Genomic DNA, 18,567 nt, shown 5'->3' with positions numbered 1-18,567 from the left:
GCCCTGACGAGCGCTCTCGTCAAGAACGGGTGGAGCACCCTCGTTCGGGCGGTGAAATTCCGTCATTCCGCATGCGTGGGCGGCCGTCGCCCGCAAGGCTACTGGCAAGTGCGGATGGCGTGTACCCGGGTCTGATGCTCCCTCAGACGCCAATAAAATAAGACAACATCGGTCTGTCCGGCCGATGTTCGAGGGATGCATCCCGATAGGGTCGAACCTCGACGCGGAGCCCATGGCCTGCCCGGATGGTGGAATGCAGACACGGCGAGCTTAAACCTCGCTGCCCCTTCGCGGGCGTGCCGGTTCGAGTCCGGCTCCGGGCACTCACCGTTACGCAGCGTCTGACCAGTGGAAACGTCCCTACGGGGACGTTTTCTCGTTTTGGCTCGGGAGCACACTGGGAGCACCAAGCGTATGGTGCCGTGCCACGGCGTACGTGACACCACGGAAAGACACCGACGTGGACAACACGACCAGCAGTGGCCGCCTGGGTGGGGCAAGGGTGAGGGATACATCGACCCGTCCGCCGGGGTGGAGGAGCGGTTCATCTTCCGCGACTACGCCCGGGCGTGCATCGAGCGCACAACGGGTGTGGAGGACCGTTGCCGCCAGGACTGCCTCCGGGAGCTGCAGCAGCACCTGGTGCCCACGTTCGGCAACTGCGACGTGCGCAGCCCGGAGCACTTCAGCCGGGCGACCGTGGCGGCCCAAGTCAACAAGATTGCCCAGACGTGCGTATGGCTTGAGGCCGGGCCGTGCGCCAGGTGCCGGCGCAGGACCGCACAAGTACGGCCCACGCTCGTGCGGACCGCTGTGCAGCTGGTGCCGTGAGGCACTGGCGGAGAACGGCGCCCCGCCCCCTTGAGGTAGCTCTACAGGTCGTCAGTGCTGCGTCTCGCCAAGGGCGGCGCGCAGCCAGTCCAGGGAGCCGGTTTCCAGTACGGCGTCCGCGATGGCCTGGCCGCTCTTGGTGGTGATCCGGCCGCGGCTGTTGTCGATCCACCGTTGTACGTCGGCGTAGCCCTGCGCCCGGTACTCCAAGCCCTGGATCATGCACTCCAGCTTGTCCGCGTCCCGGGCGCAGACGGCTTCCGGGCTCTCCTTCGCCTCGTACTCGCCGATCAGGGCGCGGACAGCGTCGGCCAAGGCCGTCGGGCATTCCGGTGACCTGGTCGGCGGTGATGTCGCGTGGGTCCGCCTCGACCTTGGCGTACTTCTTGCCCAGATGGTTGACGTCGCCGGTGCGGGTCTCCTGGGTGTCATGCCACACGGCGAGGAAAGCGGCCCGGGCCGGGTCGGCACCTTCCAGTTGGGCGATGATCGAGGCGACAAGGGCGGTGCGCCAGGAGTGGTCCGCCACGGATTCCGGGTCCTTGACGCCCGCCATCCACCAGCCGCTGCGCCTGGTGTTCTTGAGCGTCCCCGCCTCGTACAGGAAGCGCGCCACCGCAGTCAGCTCCTGGGCCTCGGACACCGTGGGGCTCCTCTCACGCCTCGGCGAGGCGGATCGCGTACCGGATGCTCTCCAACTCCCGCCGCCCGCGCGCCGAGAGCTCCCGGCTGTCCAACGTGATCGGAAGCCGTTCGCGCAGGGCCCTGGCCGCCTCGCCCGACTGGAGCAGGTCGGGGCGGACCTGGAGCAGCGCCCACACGCTGTGAATATTGAGCTCCACATAACCGTGCTCGGGCGCGATGCCTGCCACGAGGTGGGCCAGAAGGAGACCGCCTCCTCGCCGGCTGGGTCGACGAGGTCGTTGTCCGGCCTGTCAGCCGCAGTGGTCGTTGTAGTTGACGCGGGTGTAGTTGGACGCCGCGGCGCCGCCCCAGTCGATGCACGAGTTCGGGGCGTAGACGTAGATGGGACCCGCGTAGTACTTGTAGCTGCCGTCGTCCACGGTGCCGGCTGCCCACGAGGTGGATGTGCTGTGCAGTCGCAGGCGGGCGTCCAGGTACGCGGCGGTCCCCGGGGTGTCGCTGACGGTCACGACGCAGTTGTAGCCGGTGGAGCTGTTGTAGGTCAGGAAGGTGTTGCCCTCGCCGACATCCATCGAGTCGATCACGCTGTAGCCGGATCCGCAGGCGCTGTTGTAGGAAGCCGCCTCGGCGGTGCCGACCGTCAGGGCCATGCCGGCGGTGGTGAGGCCGAGGACCGCCGCGGCGGACGCGAGTCGTCTGGGCATGCGCACGGGTGAACTCCTGTCGGGCTTGTTGCGACGTCGAAGGCGACGGGCTCGTGGCGCGGGCCGTCGCCTGAGAGCGCGGCCGAGGGATGGACGCTGCGGTTCCCGGCCGTTTCGGCTTCGGACCTGGCCGTGACTGGCCATGACAGCCCGTGCGGGGCACTGCCGGTCATGGGCGTCGGTTCGGAGCCGTTCAAGATCGTGACATGACTCGATCAATGGCGAAGTCCGCGCGCGCGACGATGGCTGAATAGGCAGGAAGGCTGGCCGATATCCAGGACCGCTGTCGATGCCCTGACCCGCGCGCGGCCCGGGATGGCGGGGCGCGGTGATCCGTGTACTATTGATCTTGAGCTGGTCGCCGCGACAACGGTGATCCGGTTCTGCGTTGGTGGTCCAAGGAAAGACGCCCCACTTCCTGTGGGGAGATGCAGGTGCAAGGCCTGCCCGGCGCTCCGGCGAACGAGTCCCATCCCGTGCCGAACGGGGTGGGACTCGTTCTGTTTCGCCGGGTCCTCGCAGGCGGCGGCGTCCCGCGGCGGCCGGGGCGTGTCCTCCAGGACGGTCGCGGTGACCGTGGACTTCGCCGCGCGACCGTTGACACTCGCTGGGCGTGGGCGCAGACTCACGTTCCGATGAAGTGAAGGAAATTTCACCAGACGAACAAGCCTCCTCGAAGGGAACGCCCGATGCGCACCACCGTCGGCATCATCGGCGCCGGTCCGGCCGGCCTCCTCCTCGCCCGGCTGCTGCACAACGCCGGCATCGACGCGGTCGTCCTGGAGAGCCGCGACCGCGCCTACGTCGAGCAGCGCCAGCGCGCCGGGATCCTGGAGCAGGGCACGGTGGACGTGCTGCGCGCGGCGGGCGCCGGGGAACGCATGGACCGCGTGGGGCTGCGGCACGACGGCATCGAGCTGCGGTACGCGCGCCGGCGCCACCGCGTCGACTTCCCCGCCCTCACCGGCGGGAAGTCCGTGATGGTCTACGCCCAGACCGAGGTCTGCAAGGACCTCATCGCCCTGCAGCTCGAGGAGGGCGGGCCGCTGCTGTTCGAGGCCGAGGCCCTCGCCGTGGAGGGCGCGGAGAGCGACCGCCCCCGCGTCCGGTTCCGGCACGAGGGGCGCGAGGACGTCCTGGAGTGCGACTACGTCGTCGGCTGCGACGGCTTCTGGGGCGTGGCGCGGAAGGCGGTCCCGGCCGGTGTGGGCCGGGTCTTCGAGCGGACGTACCCCTTCGGCTGGCTCGGCATCCTGGCCGACGTGCCGCCCTCCCACGACGAACTCGTCTACGCCCGCCACGACCGCGGCTTCGCCCTGCTGTCCATGCGCTCGCCGTCCGTCTCCCGCCTCTACCTCCAGGTGCCCGAGGGCACGGACGCCGAGGCGTGGAGCGACGAGCAGATCTGGGACGAACTCGAGCGGCGCTTCGAGACGGACGACGACTGGACTCTCCGGCGCGGCCCGATCACCCAGAAGTCGGTGACCCCCATGCGCTCCTTCGTGCACGAGCCCATGCGCCACGGCCGCCTGTTCCTGGCCGGCGACGCCGCGCACATCGTCCCGCCCACCGGCGCGAAGGGGTTCAACCTGGCCGTCGGCGACGTGGTCACCTTCGCGCGGGCGCTGACGCACCAGCGCGGGACGGGGTCCGCGGAACTCCTCGACGCGTACTCCGAGACCTGCCTGCGCCGCGTCTGGCAGGCCGAGCGGTTCTCCTGCGACATGACCGTCCTGCTGCACCGCGCGCCCGACGCCACCCCCTTCGAGGACCGGCTCCAGCTCGCCCGCCTGGAGCGGCTCGCCTCCTCCCGCGCGGCAGAGACCGATCTGGCGGAGGCGTACACCGGGTTCGCGTTCGGGTGACGTGCGGGCCGGATCTCCGCGCGGTTCCGGCCGTGTCGCGGGTTGGTCATGAATGACACCCTCCGGTCGTGGGAATCAGGGATCCGCGTAGCGTGTTGCGCAGCACGACGAGGGAAAGATCCTCCCCAAGCATTAGGGTCAATCCTTTGCCTACCTATTACTCTTGAGCCAAGGCGCACGCACCGTGGCCATGGAGGAGTGAAATGAGGAGCAGAAACCCGGTCTTCTCGCGACGGGGGTTCAGCCGCGACAACGGCTACGCGGGATTCAACGCGGCGCCGCAGGCCGGGGGACCCGCTGTCGGCACGCAGGGCAACCCGTACGCTCAGCCGTCCGGCAACCCCTACGCGCAGAACCCGTACGCGCAGAACCCCTACGCCCAGCAGGACCTGCAGTACGGCGCCCCGCCGCAGGCCCCGGCCACCACCGCGGGCCGCATGACGATGGACGACGTCGTCATGCGCACGGCGTCCACGCTCGGTGTGCTGATCCTGACGGCCGCGCTGTCCTGGGCGCTGCTGCCGGTGGACGACGCCAACGTCTCCCGCTCTTACGGGCTCGGGATCGGCGCCGCGCTCATCGGCATGGTTCTGGCGTTCGTGCAGTCCTTCAAGCGCACGGCCTCGCCCGCGCTGATCCTGTCGTACGCCGCGTTCGAGGGTGTGTTCCTCGGCGTCGTGTCCAACTTCGTCGACAGCCGCATCGCGAGCGGTGCGGCGATGCAGGCGGTGATCGGCACGATGGCGGTGTTCGCCGCCGTACTGGTCGCCTACAAGGCGGGCTGGATCCGCGTCAACCGCCGCTTCTACGGCTTCGTGATGGCGGCCGGGCTCGGCTTCGTGCTGCTGATGACGGTGAACCTGCTGTTCGCGGTCTTCGGCGGCGGTGACGGCCTCGGCTTCCGCAGCGGCGCGCTCGGCGTGTTCTTCGGCATCGTCGGCGTCATCCTCGGCGCCTGCTTCCTCGCCCTGGACTTCAAGCAGGTCGAGGACGGCATCGCCTACGGTGCCCCGCGCCAGGAGGCGTGGCTCGCGGCCTTCGGGCTGACGCTGACGCTGGTGTGGATCTACATGGAGTTCCTGCGCCTGATCGCGATCCTCAACAGCAACGACTAGCGGCGACCGACGGCGACGGCCGGTCGGCGACGACCGGCCGGGCGGCCGACGAGAAGGGCTCCGGCGCACCGCCGGGGCCCTTCGTCGTGGTGCGGGCAGTGCCGTGCGGACAGCGTCGTGCGGACGGTGCGTCAGGCGGACGGTGCGTCAGGCGGACGGTGCGTCGTGCGGACGGTGCCGTGCGGACAGTGCGCGCCTAGAGGAATTTGCGCGCGGCCCTCCTCAGGTCGTACTCGTGGACGATCGCCTTGGCGTGGCCGTACGCGAGATTGTGCTCGTGGCGGAGCCAGCTCACCTTCTCCTCGAAGCGGAAGAGAGCGGGTCCTTCTTCGACGGTGCGCAGCCAGTCGGAGATGGCACGACCGGTGCAGTGCGGGATGCGGGCGAGCAGGTTGCGATGGGTCTCCTCGGAGAAGACTTGGGACATCGGCGCCTCCGTACGCAAAAGGGGTGTAAGCCGGTCCTTCACGTCACGGTGCCTGAGCGTCGGCCTGTTGGCAACACTCGTGCGGGTCCGCGTACGCTCGGCCCGTGGTTGATACGACGCCCTTGACCCGAGCCGTTGATCACTTCGCCGACCGGTTGAGGGCCGCGCCGCAGAGCCGGCTGCAGCGGGGCGCCGCCGCCGAGGCCCTGCGGCTGGCCAGGGACCTGGCCCGGCGGGCGCAACTGCTGGAGGCTCCCGGGGCGGAGCCGCGCGAGATGCCGGACGCCGGGATGTTCGCCGCCGCCGACCAGATCACCGTCGCCGTACACGACCTGGCCCTCGTGCTCACGGACGAGGACCAGGTCGCGGAAGCGGTGCGGTGCGTGGCGCGGGCGCAGGAGCGGGCGGGGGTCTGACAGCCCGGCGAGATCCTGCCGGGGCGTCCTGGTGAGGTGTCCTAGAGGGACGCGATGACCCGGTCGGCCAGGATGTAGACGTTCTCCTCGCCGCAGGCGAACGTCAGCGTGTAGGCGCCGGAGACACCGGAACCGCCCAGCAGCACCGGCGTCTGGCCGGAGCGCAGGGCCGCGGCCAGGCGCTCCGCCGTCTCGCGGTGGCCCGGAGTCATGCACAGGGTGGTGCCGTCGGCGAAGACGTAGACGTCGAGGGTGCCGAGCGGGCCCGGGCGGACGTCGGCCAGTTCGACGCGGGAGGCGGCCAGTTCCTCGAGGGTGGCCACGGTGCGCTCATGGTCGTTCCCGGCCGGTGACTGCACCGGGACGAAGTCGGGGTGGGAGGGGTGCCGGCGGCGGGCCGCGGCCAGTTCCGGCGACTCGTCGGTGTCGGCGGCCTGCTCGCTGACCGGCTCGAGGCCCACGAAGTCCGTCTGGCGGGGGAGGAACAGCTCGCTGTCGGGCAGGCCCAGCAGCGAGGGCGCCTCGGAGGCGTCACGGGCCTCCTGGGCGGCCCAGAAGGCGCGCGCCTCGGCCAGTTCCCGCTCGCGTTCCTCGGCGAGCGCCTCGGCCACGGCGGCGCGTATCTCGTCGGCCTCGGCGGACGGACGCGCGGCGGGCACCAGACCGCGTGCCGCGCGGTGCTCCACGAGGTCGGTGTGCAGGGCCGCGACCTCACGGCGCAGCACCACGAGGGTGCGCAGGACGGCGACGCCCACGGCGCCTGTGGCGGCCGTGGTGAGCAGCAAAGCGATCGGCATGGCGCTCACTGACGTACTCCCGGTTCAAAGTCGACCCCCGACTTCCTACAACAGCTTGAAGGGCGGACGAACCGCCTGTCAGTGCGTAACGTCACGAAACGGGCGGGGAAGTGGGTCTGGGGTTCGCTGGTGCGGTGGCGCTGACCTGGGTCGTTGTCTCCGTAAGGGAGATAGGTCACATCCTGGGGGAGATTGGATCACAAAACGGCCCGGAGTTCAGGTGCTTCCCGAACTCCGGGCCGGAAGCTCACGGTGGGTCCCGCGGCGGTCACGCAGCGGGACCCACCGGGGGCTCAGCTGAGGCGCTCGATGACCATCGCCATGCCCTGGCCGCCGCCGACGCACATCGTCTCCAGACCGAACTGCTTGTCGTGGAACTGGAGGGAGTTGATGAGCGTGCCGGTGATGCGGGCGCCGGTCATGCCGAAGGGGTGGCCGACGGCGATGGCGCCGCCGTTGACGTTCAGCTTCTCCAGCGGGATGCCCAGGTCGCGGTAGGAGGGGATCACCTGGGCGGCGAACGCCTCGTTGATCTCGACCAGGTCGATGTCGTCGATGGTCAGGCCGGCCCGCCGCAGGGCCTGCTGCGAGGCCTCCACCGGGCCGAGGCCCATGATCTCCGGGGAGAGGCCGGAGACGCCGGTCGAGACGATGCGGGCGAGCGGGGTCAGGCCGAGCTCGCGCGCCTTGGTGTCGCTCATGACGATCACCGCGGCGGCGCCGTCGTTCAGCGGGCAGCAGTTGCCGGCGGTGACCATGCCGTCGGGGCGGAAGACCGGCTTCAGCCCGGCGACGCCCTCCATGGTGACGCCGGCGCGCGGGCCGTCGTCCTTGGAGACGACCGTGCCGTCGGGGAGGGTGACCGGGGTGATCTCGCGCTCCCAGAAGCCGTTCTTGATGGCCTCCTCGGCGAGGTTCTGCGAGCGGACGCCGAACTCGTCCATGTCCTGGCGGGTGACGCCCTTGAGGCGGGCGAGGTTCTCCGCCGTCTGGCCCATCGCGATGTAGGCGTCCGGGACCAGGCCGTCCTCGCGCGGGTCGTGCCAGGTGGTGCCCTCCTGCTCGGCCACGGCGGCGGTGCGGGCCTCGGCCTCGGCGAAGAAGGGGTTGTGGGTGTCCGGGAGGCTGTCGGAGTTGCCCTTGGCGAAACGGGAGACCGTCTCGACGCCGGCCGAGATGAAGACGTCGCCCTCGCCGGCCTTGATCGCGTGCAGGGCCATGCGGCTGGTCTGCAGCGACGAGGAGCAGTAACGGGTGATCGTGCAGCCCGGCAGGTGGTCCATGCCCATCTGCACGGCGACGATCCGGCCGAGGTTGTTGCCCTGCTCACCGCCGGGCAGACCGCAGCCGAGCATCAGGTCGTCGATGTCCCTGGGGTCCAGCTCGGGGACCTTGGCGAGGGCGGCCTGGATGATGGTGGCGGTCAGGTCGTCGGGGCGCAGGTCCTTCAGGGAGCCCTTGAAGGCGCGGCCGATGGGGGAGCGGGCGGTCGAGACGATCACGGCTTCGGGCATCACGGCTCCAGAAGAAGGTGCGGCAGGGCTGTCTGGGAAGTTACCCGTACGTATGGTCCCGGTCACGCCGTCGGTGGTGTGACCCTGGCCGCAATTTTCTAAGCGCTTGCTTTGTGCCCACCCGCTCACCCCCCGAACGCACCGGCCCCGGCCCGCGCCGGCACGGCGCCGCCCCCGGGCGCGTCGGCGCCCGCTAGCACCGGCGCCCGCTAGCACCGGCTCCTGCTCGCCTGATCCGGCCAGGCAGGGGCGGCCCCCGCCTGCCTCCCCGGGCCGGTCACGCGGGCCTGCGCCCGCGCCCCGACCCGTCCAGCCGCGGCTCGCGCCGGCTCCCCGGCGCCCATCGCGCGGGCTCGCGCCCCCTTGCGCGCCGGGCGGACCGGCGGGTGTGCCCGGCCGCCGGGGGCCCGGCGCATGGCCGCTCGGGCGGGCGGCTGCCCGGGCGGATCGGGGGCGGCCCGCTACCCGTGGTGTGCGCGGGCGTGCCGCGCACACCGCGGCGCGTCCGGGTGGGCCCGCGCCGTCTTCGGGTGCCGGGTGGGTCGGCGGGTGTGGCCGGCTGCGGATGGGGCCGGTGTATGGCCGCTCGCGTGGGTGGGCTGTGGTTGTGCGGCGGGGCGGGGTGGGGGCTGGTGTCCCCGGTGTGTGAGGGTGCCGAGGCGCGGGGGCGTGTCGGGTGGGCTCGTGCCTGTCCTTGTGCGCCGGGCGGGTCGGCGGGTGTGGCCGGCTGCCGGTGGGGCCCGGCCGGCGTATGCCACTCGGCGGCCCGCTGCCTGCGTGTGCGGCCTCGCGGCGCACGCCCGCGGCGCGTCCGGGTGGGCCCGCGCCGTCTTCGGGTGCCGGGTGGGCCGGCCGCCGTTGGGCCCGGCGGGCCGTTCAGGTGTGGCTGCGCGGCGGGACCGGGCGGGGCCGGTGCCCGTGGTGCGTTCGGGTTGCGGCGTACGGCCCGGGGCGGCGGGCTGCGGCTCACGCCCGGGTGTGTCGGGTTGGTTGCGGGTACGCCCCGGGCGCAGTGGGCTGCGGCGCACGCCCCGGGGGTGGCGGGTGCGGGTGCCTGGCTGTCGGTGTTCGGGGCGGGGGCGGTCGGGTGTCGGTGGTCGGCGGCTGCCCGGGCGGTCGCGGGTGGGCGGTGGGGTCAGACTCCGGTCGGGGTGGTGGGGGTGGTGGTGGGTTCCGGTTCGGTCAGGCGGCGGCGCTTGCGGCGCTTGAGGAGTGCCCAGGGGCGGCCGCGGGGACCGCTGGGGAGGGCCGCCGTGACCTCCGTACCGGCGTCCGAGGCGGCCTCCGCGGCGGCCCGCGCCACCGGCAGGAAGCCCTCGTGGCGGAAGGCGTCCGGGCGTTCCTCCTCGGCCGGCCACAGGCCCAGCGCCGCGCACACCGTCGGCAGGACGGCCATCGCGGCGGTCGCGTAACCCTCCGCCGAGGGGTGGTAGTTGTCGGGGCCGAAAAGCTCGCGCGGGTTGGCCTCGAACTCGGGGCCCAGCAGGTCGCCCAGCGACACCGTCCGGCCGCCCTGCTCGACGACCCCGATGGTCTGGGCGGCGGCCAGCTGGCGTGAGGTCCGGCGGGCCAGCCAGCGCAGCGGCTGCTGCACCGGCTCGATGGTGCCGAGGTCGGGACAGGTGCCGACCACCACCTCCGCGCCGGCCGTGCGCAGCCGCCGTATCGCACAGGCGAGATGGCGGACCGAGCGGGTCGGCGGCATGCGGTGGGTCACGTCGTTCGCGCCGATCATGATCACGCAGACGTCCGGTACCCGGGCGGGGTCGGACAGCACCAGCGACACCTGGCGGTCGAGGTCGTCGGAGCAGGCGCCGGGCAGGGCCACGTTGTGCAGCCGCACCGGGCGTTCCGCCACCGCCGACAGGCCCGACGCCAGCAGCGCGCCCGGGGTCTGCCCGGCGCGGTGGACGCCCTGCCCCGCGGCCGTGGAGTCGCCGAGCATGGTCAGCCGCAGGGGAGGTTCGTCGGGGACGGTGTACGCGGTGCCGTACAGGCCGTCCGCCACCGGGACGCGGCCGCTCGTACCGTTGCCCACGTGCCGCCTGGCCAACTGCATCTCGGCCAGCAGCAGCCCGACGGCCGCCGCGCCGGCCAGTCCGATCCCGCCACCGCCGTACGCGGCGCCGGCCGCGATCCGCCGGGCCACCCTCGCCCTCGACATGCTCGTCATGCCTCGCCGCCACCTCCTCGAGAAGCCGTACACCCACTCCTTGCCCCGTACGGGCTGTGGGCCAATCCCGACGGGGAGTGAACGACCGCCGTGGTCCCCTGCCAGGCCATAGGCTGGCGGGACCACCACGACCACCTCTTTTGCAGCATCCGGAGACAACGGTGCATTTCCACGACTCGATGATCAGCCTCGTCGGCAACACCCCGCTGGTGAGGCTCAACAGCGTGACCAAGGGCATCAAGGCGACCGTCCTGGCCAAGGTCGAGTACTTCAACCCGGGCGGCTCCGTGAAGGACCGCATCGCCCTGCGCATGATCGAGGCGGCCGAGCAGAGCGGCGAGCTCAAGCCGGGCGGCACGATCGTCGAGCCGACCAGCGGGAACACCGGTGTCGGGCTGGCGATCGTGGCGCAGCAGAAGGGGTACAAGTGCATCTTCGTGTGCCCCGACAAGGTGAGCACCGACAAGATCAACGTCCTGCGGGCCTACGGCGCCGAGGTCGTCGTGTGCCCCACCGCGGTGGCTCCCGAGCACCCTGACTCCTACTACAACGTCTCCGACCGGCTGGTGCGGGAGACCCCCGGAGCCTGGAAGCCCGACCAGTACTCCAACCCCAACAACGCCCTCTCCCACTACCACTCCACCGGCCCCGAGCTGTGGGAGCAGACGGAGGGGAAGATCACCCACTTCGTGGCGGGCGTCGGCACCGGCGGCACCATCTCCGGCACCGGGCGCTACCTGAAGGACGTCAGCGACGGCCGGGTGAAGGTCATCGGCGCCGACCCCGAGGGCTCGGTGTACTCCGGCGGCTCGGGACGGCCGTACCTCGTCGAGGGCGTCGGTGAGGACTTCTGGCCGTCCGCGTACGACCGGACCGTCGCCGACGAGATCATCGCCGTGTCGGACAAGGACTCCTTCCAGATGACCCGGCGCCTGGCCCGGGAGGAGGGCCTGCTCGTCGGCGGCTCCTGCGGCATGGCGGTCGTGGCGGCGCTGCGGGTCGCCGAGCGGCTCGGACCGGACGACGTGGTCGTGGTGCTGCTGCCGGACAGCGGCCGCGGCTACCTCAGCAAGATCTTCAACGACGAGTGGATGGCCGACTACGGCTTCCTGGAGGACGAGGGCCCGAGCGCCCGCGTCGGCGACGTGCTCAGCGACAAGGAGCACGGCGCCATCCCTTCCCTGGTCCACATGCACCCGGACGAGACCGTCGGCCAGGCCATCGAGGTCCTGCGCGAGTACGGCGTCTCGCAGATGCCGATCGTGAAGCCGGGCGCCGGTCACCCGGACGTGATGGCCGCCGAGGTCGTCGGCTCCGTCGTCGAACGGGAACTGCTCGACGCACTGTTCACCAAGCGGGCCTCCCTCGACGACCCGCTGGAGAAGCACATGTCCGCGCCGCTGCCGCAGGTCGGCTCCGGTGAGCCGGTCGCCGACCTGATGGCCGTGCTCGGCGAGGCGGACGCGGCGATCGTCCTCGTCGAGGGCAAGCCGACCGGTGTGGTCAGCCGACAGGACCTGCTGGCCTTCCTCGCGAAGAACGGGAAGTAGAGGAACGGGAAGCGGAAGAACGAGAAGCGGAAGAACGGCAAGCGGCGGCAAACGTCCGGTGAACGGCGGGTGCGGGCGCCGAACTTGCGGTGATCAACCACCTTCGTGGACTTCGTGAAAGTGGTACGAGCGCGTCACGTCCGCGCAGCACCCGCTTAACACGCGTCCGGCACATTGGTGGGTGTCGGCAGGGCGGGAGCGGCTCCCCGCCCCGGCCGGCGCCGAACGTCCAAGGACCTCCGGAGCGGCTCCCGGACCTCCATGGACGCCACGGACGCGCAGCCCGGCCTGACCCGGCCCGCGTCCCTCGCGGGGACCGCCGTCGTCCCGCCCCCCGGCAACGGGGGTGCGGCGGTCCCCGCGCACACCTCTTCTACGCGCGTCCCGCTCGGCGTTCCTGCCCGGCGCTCCTGCCCGGCGGGCGCGGGCGCTCACTCCTCCCAGTCGCCGCCGTCCTCGGCGCCCCTGCGGCGGCGGCCGAAGAGGTGGGGGTTGGCGCGCGCGGCCTGGAAGGCGTTGACGCCGACGATCCCGGCCCAGGCGACGAGCAGGCCGGGCAGGTGGGCGATGCCGCCGCCGATGGCGGACAGCGGGATCGCCAGCACCAGCGTGACGATGCCGAAGCCGAACCGCTCCCCCCAGGAGTCGGTGGGCCTCGGCGTCCGGGCGCCCCGCGCCACCACCATCTGCTGCTCGGCCAGCTGCCGGCGCACCCGTCGCTCGACGGCCCCGTCGATACGCTGGTCGACCTTCTCCAGGAACGAGTCGACCAGCGCGGACTCGTACTCCTCGCCCAGTTCCCTGCGGGCCTGCAGGGTGGCGTCGAGTTCCTTCTTGAGTTCGGTGTCGCGCGCGTCCATCCCCGTCTCCTCTTCCCGCCGACCTACCCGTCGACGGGATCCACGGTAGGCAGGCGGCACGCCCGCCGCACTGGGGATAGCCCCCCTGTCGGGGTGGGGGTCCACCGGTCGCCCTGCATAGGGTCATGCAGGGTTCTTACTATCTGAATAGGGTGGGCCGGTCGATCTCTGGAGGGAGCGGGGCATGAGCGCACGGACCACGGGGGTGGCCGACAGCTTGGCCGCACCGGCCGCCGGAGCGGCCGACAGCCCGGCCGCACGGCTGCAGGCGCTGTTCGAGGGGCACCGGCTGACGCCGACGCAGCGGCGCATCGCGCACAGCATGGTCCGGCGGGCCGCCGACGTCCCGTTCCTGTCCAGCGTGGAGCTGGCCGAGCTGGCCGGGGTCAGCCAGCCGTCCGTGACCCGTTTCGCCGTCGCCCTCGGCTTCGACGGCTACCCGGCACTGCGCCGGCACCTGCGCGAGGTCGCGCCCGCCGAGCCGGCCGCCGAGGCGGGGCCGTACAACGCCTACCAGCAGGCCGTGGAGGCCGAGATCGAGAACCTCCGGCACCTCGCCGAGGTGCTGGCCGACCCGCGGCCCGTGCAGCGGGCCGGGCGGATCCTGGCAGCCTCGCGGCCCCTGCCCGTCCTCGGCCTGCGGGCCGCCGCCTCCCAGGCCCACGGCTTCGCCTACTTCGCCGCCAAGGTCCATCCGGACGTCCGGCTGCTCAACGAGGGCGGCACGATGATCCAGGACCGCATCGAGGCGGCCGTGCGCGCCGGGGCCGGCGCGCTGCTGTGCTTCGCCCTGCCCCGGCATCCGCGCGAGGTCGTGGACACGCTGACGTTCGCCAGGGAGGCCGGGCTGACCGTCGTCACCGTCGCCGACTCGGCTTTCGCGCCGGTCGCCAAGGTGTCCGACCTGCTGCTGCCGGCCCCCGTCGGCACCGGCCTCGCCTTCGACACCGCCTGCGCGCCGATGCTGCTGGGCCGGGTCCTGCTGGAGGCGATGTGCGACGACCTGCCCGAGGCGCAGGCCCGCCTGGAGGAGTTCGACGCGCGCGCGGCGACCCGGGGCCTGTTCGTGGAGTAGACGGGCGCGGCCGGACGCGGCGTTCCTCAGACTCGTCTCACCTTCGCTCGCTAATCTGCCCGCCGGACAAGCACTGTGCCTGGACGACGAGGAGGGTGAACGTGGCACGCGGAGATCGTCGGGCGTACGGCCTGGCTCGGGTGGCCGTCGTCGTACGCGCGGGGGCGGCGCCCCTGTGGTGGCTCGGAGTGTTCTCGGCGGGCGCCGGGCTGCTGGTGCCGGGGCTGACCGGCCGCCGGATCGGCGTCATGGCCGGGGCGGCGCTGTTCATCGTCGCGGCGGCCGTGGTGGTGTGCGCCCGGCGCAAGCGCTACGCCGGACTCGCCCGCTCCGCCGTCCGCGCCGGCAGGCACGACGTGCTGCAGGACCGTGCGGTGAGCGTGCGCAACTGGCGCCGCGGACACCGCTGGTGGCTGCTGCTCGGCTTCGCCGCCGCGCTCGGCGGGTCCTTCGCGGTGCCCGCCGCGGGCGGCATGCTGCTCGCCGGGTGCGGCGCCGGGCTGCGGCTGAAGGCGGCCTGGCTCGGGCGGCTGGAGAGGGCCGGGGACGCCCTGCTGTGGGTGCGGGTCGACTGGCTCGCCGCGAACGGCGGCCGCCCGGCCGGCAAGGCGGTCAAGGGGTACCGCAGCACGGGCATCGCGGCGGGCGACGCGGCCCCGGGCGGGGCGCGGCGCCGCACCGCGGCGCTCGTCTGAGGGGCGGGAGGTCAGACCTCCAGCTCCTCCTCGATCCTCTTCAGCTGGTGGCGGGCCATCGCCAGGTTGGCCCGCTTGCCGTCGAGCACCAGGTAGAGGAAGAGGCCGTTGCCGCCGCGGCCGCTGAGCAGGCGGATCAGGTGGTACTGGTCGGACAGCGTGATCAGGATGTCCTCTATCTGGCCCTTGAGCCCCAGGTGCTCCATCGTGCGCATCTTGGCGCGGACGACATCGGTGTTGCCGGCGGCGGCGACGTTGAGGTCGAAGCTCTTGCCGCCGCCCATCGTGCCGAGTGCCATGCCGCTGGTGTAGTCGACGAGCGCGACGCCGGTCGCGCCCTCGATGGAGGCGAGCGCTTCCTTCAGCGCGGTCTCGGTGTTGGCCATGACTGTGGTTCCTCTCGGTTCAACTGTGCGTGTCGGTAACGGGGTCGGTGGTGGTCGGGCGCGGGGCGCGCGCGGTTCCGGTCCGGGCGCCGGCACCCTTGGCGGCGGGTTTCGCGGCCCTGGCCTGCCTCGCGGGCGCCGTGCCCGCCCGGCGCTCCTCGAGGAGTTCGCCGATGCGGGCGCCGGCGCGGCGGCCCTCCAGCAGCAGGCGGCCGACGTTGACGCGGTCCTGGGCGAGCAGGGTCAGCACGGCGCTGGGGCCGGCCGTGTACGTGGCGACGTAGCCGTACCCGCCGCGCACCAGCAGTTCGCGGAAGTCGCCCTGCCCCGTCGCGTCCGCCAGCTTCACGGCGAGGCCGTGCGCGCTCGTGATCAGCACGGCCACGCCCTCCGGTGCCACACCGGGGGTGTCCTGGGCGAGGACGACGCCGTCGACGCCGGTCGCCAGGGCGCCGGTGAGCTGGGGCACTCGGGCCCGCAGGCGGCGCAACTCGTCGAGGATGTCTGGGTCGGCAGCCATCCGGGGTCTCCTCTCAAAGGGCCTCCAGCGCATCCCTGAGCCTCTTCAGCAAGGTGATATGGGGGTCGGTCGACAAGTGCGCCGGCAGCGGGCCGGCGAGGTCGGGGGGCGGGTCGCCGCCGCGGGCGGGACCGTGGCCGGGGGCGGGAGCGGTGCCGGTCACGCGGGCGGGACCGCGGCCGGGGGCGGGAGCGGTGCCGGCCGCGGGTGCGGGACGGCGGCCGGTGCCGGTCGCGGGGGAGGGACCGCGGCCGGTGGTGGGGCCGCGCACGACTCCGGCCGCGGTCAGCCGCCGTACGTCCACCAGCGTGTGGAAGGCCGGCCGGCCGAGCTCCCGGGCGATGTCCGTGGCCGTGCGGACGCCGTTCACTCGGTCCAGTACCACCCGCTGGCGGCGGGTGAGCGCGGGGGCCGCGGCGAGGCCGGTGCGCAGCAGCGGGACGTCGTCCGTGCGCGGGTCCGGCCAGATGCGGTGCAGCAGGTCGCGGCGGCGCAGGGTCTCGTGCTCCACGGCCTCCACGGGGACGGGGCGTACGGCCACGGGCCGGCCGGCGTCGCCGTAGCGGAACCGGCCGGGGGTGCTGCTGGGCGCCAGGGCGAAGAACGCCGCGTCGTACAGGGCGGCCAGGTGGCACATCTCCAGCGTGCCGAAGGGGAGCCGGCCGCTGTCGGCCAGCGCGCGGGCGGTGTGCAGACGGTCGCCGTCGGCCGCGGCGAGCGCCTGCCGCCAGGTGCCCGCGGCGACCGTGCCGTGGGCGGTGAGCAGGACGTCCAGTCCGGGCGCCGCCGGGCTCTCGGCGTCCACCACCAGGCCCTCGGCGAGGTGGAGCGTGCCGCGCTCGCGGACCAGGACGCCGGTGGCCCGCTCGGCGGCGAGCCGGGTCAGCATGGGGGAGACCCCGCCCCGGCCGCGCTCGCGTGCCTCCGCCCAGTGCCGCACGGGCAGTCTCGGGGGTTCGGTCGTCCCGACGACGGTCATGCCAGCACCAGCCGTTCGGCCATCTCGCCCAGCCGGATGCGGGCCAGCGCCAGGTTGCCCTCCGCGCGGGCCAGCCACAGGTGCAGGACCACGCTGCCGTCGAAGGACGTCCCCACGAACCGCAGCACGTGGTAGCTGTCCCGGTTGCTGAGGATCAGATCCTCGACCGGCGGATCGACGTCCGCGCCCGCGGCGCCGTCGGGATCGTCGGCGGGCGCGAAGACGCGCTGCTCCGCGGCGAGGCGGGCGATCTCGGCGGCCTCGGCGGCGGCCGTCTCGTGATCGCCCCCCGGCGACTCGCCCACGGTGCCCAGGGCAAGCCCGCTGATCCAGTCGACCAGTGCGGCGCCCCGGGCACCGGGCAGTCGCATGGCTTCCAGCAGGCACTCGTCGATTCCGGGCACCGTGGCTCCCCTCCCGCCTGGGGTTCGGCTGAGTGACGCCGAAACTACGCAACGTGTGCGCGACGGGTGAGCCTTCCGGCATTTTCCGGCGGAACATGCTCCGGACCACTAGGGTGGGACGGCTTTCCAGGTCGCGAAAACCGCGGAGAACAAGGGGACTGCAGAGCCGCGGGCATGCGTCAACGGCGACTGGGAGCGCCCAGGGTGGTGAGCGAACCGGCGTGCGCCCCTCCCGACTCGGCGACCACCTCGGCCAGGCTCTGCTCCTCGCGCACGGTCGCGAAGGCGACGCCGCCGCGGCCGTCCGGGGCGAAGCCGTGGATCGCGGGCCGGACCAGGGAGTTGTAGGCGTAGTGGTGCGCGAAGTAGTACGCGCCGGTGTCCAGCGCCGCCACGTGGTCGCCCTGTTCGAGCAGCGGGAGCGGGCGGGCCTCGGCGAGCAGGTCGCCCGCGAAGCACGCCGGGCCGGCGACGTCCTGCACGACCGGCGGCCCCTGCTTCGGCCGCCCCTCGGCGTCGTACGCGGCGACGCGCAGCGGCCACGCCCCCGGCACGTACACCGTCCGCGTCGCCACCTGCACGCCCGCGTGCGTCACCGCGACCGGCCGCCCGCCGGCGCTCTTGGCGTACTCCACCCGCGCCACCACCGTGCCGTGCTTGGCCAGCAGCGACCGCCCGAACTCGGTGACCAGCCCGTACCGCCCGTCGAACAGCCCCGGCACCGTCTCCCGCAGCAGCCGCGCGTACTGCGCGTACGTCGGTGTCGTCGCGTCCGAGGAGAAGTTCACCGGCAGCCCGCCGCCGATGTCGATCGTGTCGACCTGCCGCCGTCCGACACGCCGGTTGATCTCCTCGGCGAGCGCGTACGTCTCGGCCACGCCCCGCGCCATCAGCGGCAGCGGGACGCCCTGCGAACCGGTGTGCGCGTGCAGCCGGGTCAGCCACGGCCGCTCGGCGTACGCCCGCACCACCCAGGCGCGCGCCCCCTCGTCGCGCAGCGCCACCCCGAACTTCGAGGTCTCGGTGGCCGTCGACAGCGCCTCGATGGCGCCCCCGCCGACCTGCGGGTTCACCCGGAGCCCGAGCGGTGAGCGGCCGGCGGCGGACCCGATCAGGCCGTCGATGCGCGCCAGCTCCTGCGGATTGTCGGCGTTCACCGCGATCCCCAGCTCCAGCGCCTCGCGCAGCTCGGCCGGCGTCTTGGCGGGCGAGTCGAGGACCGTCCGCCCGGGCGGCACCCCGGCCGCCTGAGCGAGTGCCAGCTCGCCCGGGCTCGCCACCTCCGCGCCGATGCCCTCCTCGTGCAGCAGCCGCAGCACCGGCACCAGCGGGGTCGCCTTCACGGCGAAGGCGTGCAGCACCGGCGTGCCGGGGGCGACGACCGCCTCGAACGCGGCCCGCAGCCGCGCCGCCGACTCCCGGATGCCCGTGACGTCCAGAAGGCCGACGATGGGGGTGGCGGGCCCGAGCAGCCCCTGTTCCACGGCGGCCCGCACGGCCTCGTCGCGCCGGGCGGCCCGGTCCTCGTGAAGGCCGTCACCCCTGTCGTTCCCGTCCACCGCGTCCCCCGTCCCGTGGTCACCCATGGCCATGGGTCCAGCGAAACACCCG

The 18,567-nt window shown here is 72.8% G+C and carries 18 protein-coding genes, 1 tRNA gene and 1 pseudogene; 7 read left to right on the top strand and 13 right to left on the bottom strand.

What is annotated here, in order from left to right; genetic code table 11:
- The first annotated feature begins 239 nt into the window (after nucleotides 1-239).
- Nucleotides 240-323 (top strand) — tRNA-Leu (locus tag ACH4ZX_RS30245).
- A gap of 559 nt (nucleotides 324-882) precedes the next feature.
- Here the strand turns inward: ACH4ZX_RS30245 and ACH4ZX_RS30240 are convergent.
- The 3 genes and pseudogenes from ACH4ZX_RS30240 to ACH4ZX_RS30230 form a co-directional block, all read right to left on the bottom strand.
- Nucleotides 883-1,474: pseudogene (locus ACH4ZX_RS30240) on the bottom strand (HD family hydrolase).
- 13 nt (nucleotides 1,475-1,487) lie between these two features.
- Nucleotides 1,488-1,703, bottom strand: a complete 216-nt coding sequence (locus ACH4ZX_RS30235; protein ID WP_398279547.1) for a hypothetical protein — start codon at nucleotides 1,701-1,703, stop codon at nucleotides 1,488-1,490.
- A 63-nt stretch (nucleotides 1,704-1,766) separates the two neighbouring features.
- A complete protein-coding gene (locus tag ACH4ZX_RS30230; RefSeq protein WP_398279544.1) occupies nucleotides 1,767-2,180 on the bottom strand; it encodes a spore-associated protein A in 414 nt (137 codons plus the stop codon).
- Nucleotides 2,181-2,869: 689 nt separating this feature from the next.
- Between ACH4ZX_RS30230 and ACH4ZX_RS30225 the strand changes: the two genes are divergently transcribed.
- Nucleotides 2,870-4,045, top strand: coding sequence for a 4-hydroxybenzoate 3-monooxygenase (locus tag ACH4ZX_RS30225; RefSeq protein ID WP_398279541.1), 1,176 nt, complete (start codon nucleotides 2,870-2,872; stop codon nucleotides 4,043-4,045).
- A 203-nt stretch (nucleotides 4,046-4,248) separates the two neighbouring features.
- Complete coding sequence (locus tag ACH4ZX_RS30220) at nucleotides 4,249-5,160, top strand: Bax inhibitor-1/YccA family protein (RefSeq protein WP_398279538.1); 912 nt, start codon at nucleotides 4,249-4,251, stop codon at nucleotides 5,158-5,160.
- Nucleotides 5,161-5,356: 196 nt separating this feature from the next.
- On the opposite strand, the gene ACH4ZX_RS30215 is transcribed toward ACH4ZX_RS30220, so the two are convergent.
- On the bottom strand, nucleotides 5,357-5,587 hold the full coding sequence (locus tag ACH4ZX_RS30215; protein ID WP_351891514.1) for a DUF4287 domain-containing protein: 231 nt from the start codon (nucleotides 5,585-5,587) through the stop codon (nucleotides 5,357-5,359).
- A 104-nt stretch (nucleotides 5,588-5,691) separates the two neighbouring features.
- Between ACH4ZX_RS30215 and ACH4ZX_RS30210 the strand changes: the two genes are divergently transcribed.
- Nucleotides 5,692-6,003: a hypothetical protein gene (locus ACH4ZX_RS30210; protein WP_398279535.1), complete on the top strand. Its 312-nt coding sequence runs from the start codon at nucleotides 5,692-5,694 to the stop codon at nucleotides 6,001-6,003.
- Nucleotides 6,004-6,044: 41 nt separating this feature from the next.
- Here ACH4ZX_RS30210 and ACH4ZX_RS30205 read toward each other — a convergent pair whose 3' ends face one another.
- The 3 genes from ACH4ZX_RS30205 to ACH4ZX_RS30195 form a co-directional block, all read right to left on the bottom strand.
- A complete protein-coding gene (locus ACH4ZX_RS30205; RefSeq protein WP_398279532.1) occupies nucleotides 6,045-6,809 on the bottom strand; it encodes a hypothetical protein in 765 nt (254 codons plus the stop codon).
- Nucleotides 6,810-7,093: 284 nt separating this feature from the next.
- Nucleotides 7,094-8,314, bottom strand: coding sequence for an acetyl-CoA C-acetyltransferase (locus ACH4ZX_RS30200; protein ID WP_398279530.1), 1,221 nt, complete (start codon nucleotides 8,312-8,314; stop codon nucleotides 7,094-7,096).
- A gap of 1,135 nt (nucleotides 8,315-9,449) precedes the next feature.
- Nucleotides 9,450-10,487, bottom strand: coding sequence for an SGNH/GDSL hydrolase family protein (locus ACH4ZX_RS30195; RefSeq protein ID WP_398279527.1), 1,038 nt, complete (start codon nucleotides 10,485-10,487; stop codon nucleotides 9,450-9,452).
- Between the two features lie 161 nt (nucleotides 10,488-10,648).
- Here ACH4ZX_RS30195 and ACH4ZX_RS30190 point away from each other — a divergent pair, with 161 nt between their 5' ends.
- Nucleotides 10,649-12,037, top strand: coding sequence for a cystathionine beta-synthase (locus tag ACH4ZX_RS30190; RefSeq protein ID WP_398279524.1), 1,389 nt, complete (start codon nucleotides 10,649-10,651; stop codon nucleotides 12,035-12,037).
- Nucleotides 12,038-12,468: 431 nt separating this feature from the next.
- Here the strand turns inward: ACH4ZX_RS30190 and ACH4ZX_RS30185 are convergent, their stop codons facing one another.
- On the bottom strand, nucleotides 12,469-12,897 hold the full coding sequence (locus ACH4ZX_RS30185; protein WP_398279521.1) for a hypothetical protein: 429 nt from the start codon (nucleotides 12,895-12,897) through the stop codon (nucleotides 12,469-12,471).
- Between the two features lie 184 nt (nucleotides 12,898-13,081).
- Here ACH4ZX_RS30185 and ACH4ZX_RS30180 point away from each other — a divergent pair, with 184 nt between their 5' ends.
- Both ACH4ZX_RS30180 and ACH4ZX_RS30175 read left to right on the top strand, forming a co-directional pair.
- Nucleotides 13,082-13,972, top strand: coding sequence for a MurR/RpiR family transcriptional regulator (locus ACH4ZX_RS30180; protein WP_398279518.1), 891 nt, complete (start codon nucleotides 13,082-13,084; stop codon nucleotides 13,970-13,972).
- 140 nt (nucleotides 13,973-14,112) lie between these two features.
- Complete coding sequence (locus ACH4ZX_RS30175; protein ID WP_398279622.1) at nucleotides 14,113-14,667, top strand: hypothetical protein; 555 nt, start codon at nucleotides 14,113-14,115, stop codon at nucleotides 14,665-14,667.
- A gap of 11 nt (nucleotides 14,668-14,678) precedes the next feature.
- Here ACH4ZX_RS30175 and ACH4ZX_RS30170 read toward each other — a convergent pair whose 3' ends face one another.
- The 5 genes from ACH4ZX_RS30170 to ACH4ZX_RS30150 all read right to left on the bottom strand — a co-directional run bounded on the left by ACH4ZX_RS30170 (nucleotide 14,679) and on the right by ACH4ZX_RS30150 (nucleotide 18,542).
- Nucleotides 14,679-15,053: a hypothetical protein gene (locus tag ACH4ZX_RS30170; RefSeq protein ID WP_324783146.1), complete on the bottom strand. Its 375-nt coding sequence runs from the start codon at nucleotides 15,051-15,053 to the stop codon at nucleotides 14,679-14,681.
- Between the two features lie 19 nt (nucleotides 15,054-15,072).
- On the bottom strand, nucleotides 15,073-15,573 hold the full coding sequence (locus ACH4ZX_RS30165; RefSeq protein WP_398279515.1) for a roadblock/LC7 domain-containing protein: 501 nt from the start codon (nucleotides 15,571-15,573) through the stop codon (nucleotides 15,073-15,075).
- A 13-nt stretch (nucleotides 15,574-15,586) separates the two neighbouring features.
- Nucleotides 15,587-16,552 (bottom strand): hypothetical protein, encoded by a 966-nt coding sequence (locus ACH4ZX_RS30160; protein WP_398279512.1) that lies wholly within the window; start codon nucleotides 16,550-16,552, stop codon nucleotides 15,587-15,589.
- Nucleotides 16,549-16,956 (bottom strand): hypothetical protein, encoded by a 408-nt coding sequence (locus tag ACH4ZX_RS30155; protein WP_398279509.1) that lies wholly within the window; start codon nucleotides 16,954-16,956, stop codon nucleotides 16,549-16,551. Before ACH4ZX_RS30155 ends, ACH4ZX_RS30160 begins: the two co-directional genes overlap by 4 nt.
- Before the next feature lie 179 nt (nucleotides 16,957-17,135).
- Nucleotides 17,136-18,542, bottom strand: a complete 1,407-nt coding sequence (locus tag ACH4ZX_RS30150; protein ID WP_398279619.1) for a diaminopimelate decarboxylase — start codon at nucleotides 18,540-18,542, stop codon at nucleotides 17,136-17,138.
- Nucleotides 18,543-18,567: the final 25 nt, after the last annotated feature.

The organism is Streptomyces sp. NPDC020490, from assembly GCF_044335305.1.
Taxonomy (GTDB): Bacteria; Actinomycetota; Actinomycetes; order Streptomycetales; family Streptomycetaceae; genus Streptomyces.
Note: the sequence above shows the minus strand (reverse complement) of the source record. Positions and strands in the feature narration are given on the sequence as shown.